Source organism: Waterburya sp. (genome assembly GCF_058530065.1).
The window spans coordinates 1-6,322 of the sequence record NZ_JBZNBU010000143.1 but is presented as its reverse complement, the minus strand read 5'-3'; the positions used below and the strand labels follow the sequence as shown (position 1 = coordinate 6,322).

The following is a 6,322-nucleotide window of genomic DNA, read 5'->3' as shown; positions in this document are numbered from 1 at the left end:
TTGTTACTTCAACAACACGAAAATTAATTTTTGCCACGGTAAATTTCGCTCACCCTATTTCTAATGTTTCTGACCTCTGACCTCTGACCTCTGACCTCTGACCCAATCTTAACTATCCAATTAATTTTGCACGACTACTTATCGGGGATTCAGAATGCGATTGCACTTTCTCACCCATTAGAAATTCAACTTTTTCTTAAAATATTTATTTGACGAGCAATTTTTAATAGTTATTTTGACGCAAGCGATACATAATCGTGTCTGGTTCTACTTGAGCTAAAATTTCTTGAATTAGAGTAGAAGCTCCCATTTCCCCCCAAGTACAGCCTTTTTCTAAATATATTTGCGCTACCCGCCCGATCGCATAAGTTCCGTAGGCTGCGATCGCACCTTGGGCTGTAGCCGTACCTACATAAGCAGCGATCGCTCCAGAACTATCAAAACCACTGCTTAAAATTGCTCCTCCTTTACCAACTCCTAAAAAGAAACTGCTACCAATTTCTCCGAGTAAAATCCCCCCAGAACTAGCGATAATTCGTTTGAGCAGATTTCCCGCTTCGTAAGTAGTAATCGGCAGTCCGTAGAGTTTGGAGAGAGCGCGAATCAAAGCTAAATCGGCAACCAACCCCCCTAATAAATCGAGAAAAATAACTGGATTGGCAGCTACGGCGATCGCCTTATAACGAGCATACTTATTAATAATCTGTTCTGCTTCTACCTGACGTAATTCTACTGTTTTGCGAGCAATGTTCGCTTCGGCATCTCTTCCTTGGACTAAAGCATTTAATGCTAGTAATGATTTGCCTTCCTTTTGCAAAATTGCACAGATGGCTTGATGTAACTCTTCGATTTGAGGTTCGCAAGTTTCCCAAGTTGTTTCTACCGTGCCATCTGCGGATTCAGTCCTCACCTGAATGGGTTGGGGTTTGGCTGCAACCATGACAATTTCTTGAGTAGAAATTAAGTCTTCCATACTTCTACCACTACCCTCTGCATTAAGCTTTTGTAGCTGGCGATAAATTTGAGCGCGATCGCGACTAGGAAATAGATCTATTTTATTGAATACTAAAATTAAAGGCTTTTGGGTATTTCGTAACTGACATAAAGCTTCGTATTCTGTACGGGTAATATCTCCTGCCACTACAAACAAAATCAAATCGGATTTTTGGGCTATTTCTCGCGCCATTACTGCCCTAGCTTCCCCCGACACTTCATCTAGCCCAGGAGTATCGATCAATTCTACAGCCAGTCCTTCTTCGGGAAAAGGATTCCACTGCAAGATCGCCAATGATTGAGTCACTCCGTGTAAAGGGCCAGTTGCTACTACTTCTTCTTCTAACAAGGCATTGATTAAAGAAGATTTACCACAACTAACCAAACCAAAGGTACTGATTCTAATAGCCTTACGGTCTAGTTTGTCTAATGCACCTTGAAGAGACTGTAAATCTTGTTTGACGCTTTTTTGCAAGCGATCGCTGGGAGGAGTTTTACCGTGACGGCGAAAACCAGAATACCAAGAAATAGCCTGTTGCAGACTAGCACGAGCTTGATTGTAATGAGCTTCTTGTTTAGATGTTTTTTTGCCCACAGTTCCACCTTCACGATAACTGGTTAGTTTCTTATGATAACCTCAGTTTGCATGGGTAGAAAATTGATCGGGTTTGGTAGTTATTGGTTATTAATAAACCATCATATAGATCGGTAAGACATTAAAAACTAAAATTATTATTCATTAACCAAATAAATTAATAAATAGCATTGTTCGTCATATAAATTTATATTTAGCCCCTTCCTTCTCCAAAAAATTAGGTTAAATTTAGAGGTGTATTTTTTAGAGGATGAAAAAGTGAGTTTTACACCTTCGACAAGAAGTACAGAGCGAGCTAAAGTTAAGGAATCGAATATGACTTTTTTCGATCCGACTTTGATTAAAGCTGCCAGAAATATTTACCGCAATTACTACAGTTTAAATCTTCCCCCAGATGCTAACGCGGTAGGAGTAATTATCAATCGAGACAACCATCGGGGACAGCTAGCATTTAAAGGTAAACCAGTATTATTACCTAGAGAATGTTTTATCCCCATCAAACAAATTGAAGCGGAAAATTATTAAGTTCGATATCTTTAACTACTTGCCAATATTTATCTATTTACAGTTTTTATTCTTTATTATTTACCCTTAAACTATGGAAACGCTGGTTACAGCGATTGCATTTATTCTTACTTTTACTTTTGGTGCTTGTATTGGTAGTTTTTTAAATGTAGTTGTTTATCGTATCCCCGCAGGAATATCTTTAATTCACCCTCCTTCCCGCTGTCCTAAATGTATGCACTCTTTGGGCGTGACGGAAAATGTGCCAGTATTTGGTTGGTTGTGGCTGAGAGGGCGTTGCAAGGAGTGCAAAACTAAAATTTCTAGCCGTTATCCGATTGTAGAAGCCACTACAGGAATTATCTTTATGTTGGTTTTCTGGCGATTTGGTTATAGTTGGGAAACTATCGGCTACTGTGCTTTTCTTTCTTGGTTGCTATCTCTATCTTTAATCGATCTTGACACCATGACTTTGCCTTCACAACTTACCAAGTCAGGATTGATTTTAGGGTTAGCTTTTCAAGCTATTTGGGGGTGGCAATTAGCCCAAGGAAAAGGTATTGCCGAGGGAATGATGTTTGGTATTGGTGGTGCAGTATTAGGTATTTGGTTATTAGAACTAATTGCTTTATTGGGTTCGATAATTTTAGGACAACAGGCAATGGGCGATGCCGATGGTAAGTTGATGGCAACTATCGGAGCTTGGATCGGTTGGAAATACGTTCTAGTCTCCAGTTTCATCGCCTGCGGTATTGGTGCAATTGTCGGTGGTACTGCGATCGCTTTAGGATTGATGGGTAAAAGACAGCATATGCCTTTTGGCCCTTTCTTAGCTTTAGGAGGTGCATTGAGTTTATTTTTTGGCGATGCGATCGTTAATACTTATGTAAACACTTTTTTTAATTTTAGTTAGCAGAAAATCGAACTACCCAGTCATAATTCTGTCTAAAACAATTACTACAATTACACCCAAAATCATTAATCCTAAAATCCACCATAAATTTTGTTCTGAGCTTTGCCTTTTAACCCAAGATTGGCATTTAGCTATCCACTGAGTTAGTTGATTTTGAGACGGTCTAACTTTAGGTTTAGCAGAAAGAAACTGTGGTTTATAAAAAATTTTATCTAAATATTTAGTTCTTGCCGATTTTTCTGGTTCAGATTTAATCTTGTCAATAGTAGGTTTATATTTTTCGATCGAGGTTTTTTCTATGGCAGTAGTTAAATTAGTTGGTCTGGGAATAGTAGGCATTTTTTGGCGATCTCGCTCGGATTTATGGGGAAAAGCTGGTTGCGACTCTCCTTCTATCTTGACGATATCTGATGTGGTTTGAGAAGATTTTTTTTCTTTTGTCATTTCAGAGCCAACATCTGATTCTTTTGTCCAAGAATTTGGCTTATTTTCGGCTACTAAAGATGATAATTCTTCTGTTGTTCGATCTATTTTTAAGTCGCTCGAAGCTGTATTCTCTAAATCTGCTTGCTTAACTAGCTCATTTTCCTCATTGGCTGGATCGGGTTTGACTTTAATATTTTGGCGATTAAAAACCTTAGCCAGCAACCTTGAATCTATTTGAGAATAACCATTATTCGCTGCCACAATTGCTTGTTTTAAATCTGTCATCAAACTATTTTTTAGTAGATAACCTTTTGCTCCAGCGATTAAAGCTTGAGTAATATATTTTTTATCTTCGTGGCTGCTAAGAATAATAACTTTTGTCTTGGGAGAGACACGACTAATATATTTAGTCGTTGTAATACCATCCATTCCAGGCATTTCAATATCCAACAACACAACATCAGGATTTAGTTGAGTAATCTGTTTAATTGTTTCTCTACCGTCTTTAAGCGTACCAATAATTTTAAATTCTCGATCTCGTTCTAACAAAGATTTAATTCCTTGTTGAACTAGATTTTGGTCGTCTACTATTAAAATACGAATCATTTTAAGCTTAAATTGAATGGATTAATGATGATTTAATCAAAAAATTATAATAATTTTAATAAGTATTTTCTCAGAAAAGCGGTATTGTGGTTAACTAGTTTGCAAATATAAGAGGCTATTTTAGTTATTAGTTGTTAGTTATTAGTTATTAGTTATTAGTTATTAATAAAAGACTGAAGACTAAAGACTATTCTTTTCGAGCAATTCTTTTATCCCGAACTTAGGTTAGATAGATTTTGATGAACTAGAGGTAATCTTAACTAGAACTTCGACAATAGATTGAGAAATAAACGGCAGTATAGATTTATTTTGAGCGTTTTCTTTTCCTTCTGTAAATACCACCAAAAGATAAGGGGGCAAACCAGGAATTTCAATATAGGCTGCATCGTGGCGCACCCGACTCATCCAACCAGCTTTCGACCAGATTTTAGCGTTGCTGGGCAAGCTTTCCCCAAGAAATCCCGTAATTTGGTTTTCTCCATCACAATCAACAAAATCTGCGGGATTAAGACTGCGATTGAGCAATTGCATCATTTTTTGCGATCGCTCTGAAGATACGGCAACGCCACCAATAATGCTATGAAGCAATCTAGCCACTGCATCGGTAGTTAGCATATTGCGGTTTTCCATCAATTCCCCTAAGAAAGCTCTTTCTCTGCCATACGCGCCATTACTCCATGTCTTTTGATTGACATTAATACTTTCAAATTCTTCCCACTTTAAAGACTGATAATAGCGATTGATGATGTTACGCTGTTTTTTCCAAGTTTCAAAAGGTTGTGGTGGTAATTCAGGACCACTGGTAGTGCCAGTTAAAACATCTACCAATAAGCTAGTGGCATCATTACTAGATTCGACGATCGCATCTCGAATAGCTCGATCTAGTTCTAGAGAATCTGCTACCATCTTGCTTTGCAACCATTCATTGATTGCCACCAAATAAAATAGCTTGACGACACTAGCAGGATAAATTCTTTCCATTCCCCGATAGCTAAAGCCTTTAACTGGATATTGCCAAAATTCCGTAGCCGATAGCGCACCACCAGTATTAACTATGACTGGCTCTTCGTAAACAATCCAAGTTAGAGCTATTTTGTCTCTGGTGAGACTGGGAAATCTTTCTTTGGTGGCTGATAAAATTTCTTGAGCTGCGGAAGTTAGTTGTTCGTCTTGCTGAAAAAAAGCCATAACTAGTGGTGCAAATTTGATTGGATAATTCCCGTGGGGTGTGGGGTGTGGGGTGTGGAAATTTGTGCTGATGCCATCTTCTCACAATTTGAATAATGCGATCGCTTTTCGACAGTATCTTTTATACAAACCCGCGATGACCAGCATTAAAGGTTATGAAGAAACCGATCCAGTAATTTATGCAATCTTTTATCGCTGAGGGCGAAAACGACGAATTTCAAAGCGATCGAATTCTCCTGCTTGATATTCCATTGTTTGTGTTTCTAAATTATTAACTTCTGCTGGTGGCGAACCAGATTTAGCCCAATCAATTAAAGCGTCTACTTTATCGTTTTCTCCCGCAGCCACAATTTTTACCGTACCATCAATTAAGTTTTGTACGAATCCTACTACCCCTAGTTCTTCAGCTTTGCTCTGAGTATACATTCTAAAGCCAACACCTTGAACTTTTCCCGATACGATCGCCATTATTTTTTTCATAGTTGTTTTGGCAAATTGATTTCCCTCTAAAAAAGGAGCAATAATTATTCCCCCTGTTGTTGAGAGTTAACTGCGATTCCAGATAGTGACGCCACCTGGTTTATCGATGAGAGTAATACCCTGTGCCTGTAATTCATCGCGAATGCGATCGCCTTCTGCGTAGTTTTTGTTTTTACGAGCCTCAATACGTTGTTGTACTAAAACATCAATATCTGCATCGCTTAAACTATCTGAATTATCGTCTTTTTCTAGTTCAGCTACGAAACCCAAGATATCGGCAAGATGAACCAAAGTTCGCCACTGTCGGGCTAATTCTGCCCTAGGAGTTTTGTTTTCTCCTTCGTGGATGATTAAATTACCTTCTTTTTCTAAATTCTTAGCAATTTCAAACAAGATTGCTAAACCACCAGCAAAGTTAAAGTCATCATCTACCGCATCTTTAAATCTGGCAATAGTTTCTTCATCCAGATCGCCAGAGGTAGCAAAACCTAGTTTTTCTCCATAGCGATCGCCAAATAATAAACCTTCTTTCAGAGTTGACCAGGCATTAGTCGCACCAGTTAAAGCTTCATCAGTAAAGTCTACAGGCTTGCGATATTGAGCTTGAAGAATAAACA

The 6,322-nt window shown here is 38.2% G+C and carries 8 protein-coding genes; 3 read left to right on the top strand and 5 right to left on the bottom strand.

Translation table 11 applies throughout. The annotated features are described in order from the left end of the window. Positions 1–223 precede the first annotated feature (223 nt). The gene (locus tag AC33VI_RS09370) at positions 224–1,588 is read right to left on the bottom strand and encodes a GTP-binding protein (protein ID WP_491782001.1); all 1,365 of its coding nucleotides are present in this window, start codon (positions 1,586–1,588) and stop codon (positions 224–226) included. Positions 1,589–1,846: 258 nt separating this feature from the next. Between AC33VI_RS09370 and AC33VI_RS09365 the strand changes: the two genes are divergently transcribed. Both AC33VI_RS09365 and AC33VI_RS09360 read left to right on the top strand, forming a co-directional pair. Continuing rightward, entirely contained in the window at positions 1,847–2,113 is a 267-nt protein-coding gene (locus AC33VI_RS09365; protein WP_491782000.1) for a hypothetical protein, read from the top strand. 73 nt (positions 2,114–2,186) lie between these two features. Continuing rightward, positions 2,187–3,005, top strand: a complete 819-nt coding sequence (locus AC33VI_RS09360; RefSeq protein WP_491781999.1) for a prepilin peptidase — start codon at positions 2,187–2,189, stop codon at positions 3,003–3,005. A 12-nt stretch (positions 3,006–3,017) separates the two neighbouring features. Here the strand turns inward: AC33VI_RS09360 and AC33VI_RS09355 are convergent, their stop codons facing one another. Continuing rightward, positions 3,018–4,037 carry a response regulator gene (locus tag AC33VI_RS09355; protein WP_491781998.1) on the bottom strand — a complete coding sequence of 340 codons (1,020 nt, stop codon included), beginning with the start codon at positions 4,035–4,037 and terminating at the stop codon, positions 3,018–3,020. Between the two features lie 225 nt (positions 4,038–4,262). Continuing rightward, positions 4,263–5,225: a serine hydrolase gene (locus AC33VI_RS09350; RefSeq protein WP_491781997.1), complete on the bottom strand. Its 963-nt coding sequence runs from the start codon at positions 5,223–5,225 to the stop codon at positions 4,263–4,265. 70 nt (positions 5,226–5,295) lie between these two features. Between AC33VI_RS09350 and AC33VI_RS09345 the strand changes: the two genes are divergently transcribed. Continuing rightward, positions 5,296–5,424 (top strand): hypothetical protein, encoded by a 129-nt coding sequence (locus tag AC33VI_RS09345; RefSeq protein ID WP_491781996.1) that lies wholly within the window; start codon positions 5,296–5,298, stop codon positions 5,422–5,424. On the opposite strand, the gene AC33VI_RS09340 is transcribed toward AC33VI_RS09345, so the two are convergent. Then, positions 5,415–5,705, bottom strand: coding sequence for an acylphosphatase (locus AC33VI_RS09340; protein WP_491781995.1), 291 nt, complete (start codon positions 5,703–5,705; stop codon positions 5,415–5,417). The two genes, AC33VI_RS09345 and AC33VI_RS09340, sit on opposite strands and share 10 nt — an antisense overlap. 66 nt (positions 5,706–5,771) lie before the next feature. Further along, positions 5,772–6,322 (bottom strand): DALR domain-containing protein (locus tag AC33VI_RS09335; RefSeq protein ID WP_491781994.1); only part of this gene is annotated, 551 nt, incomplete at its 5' end.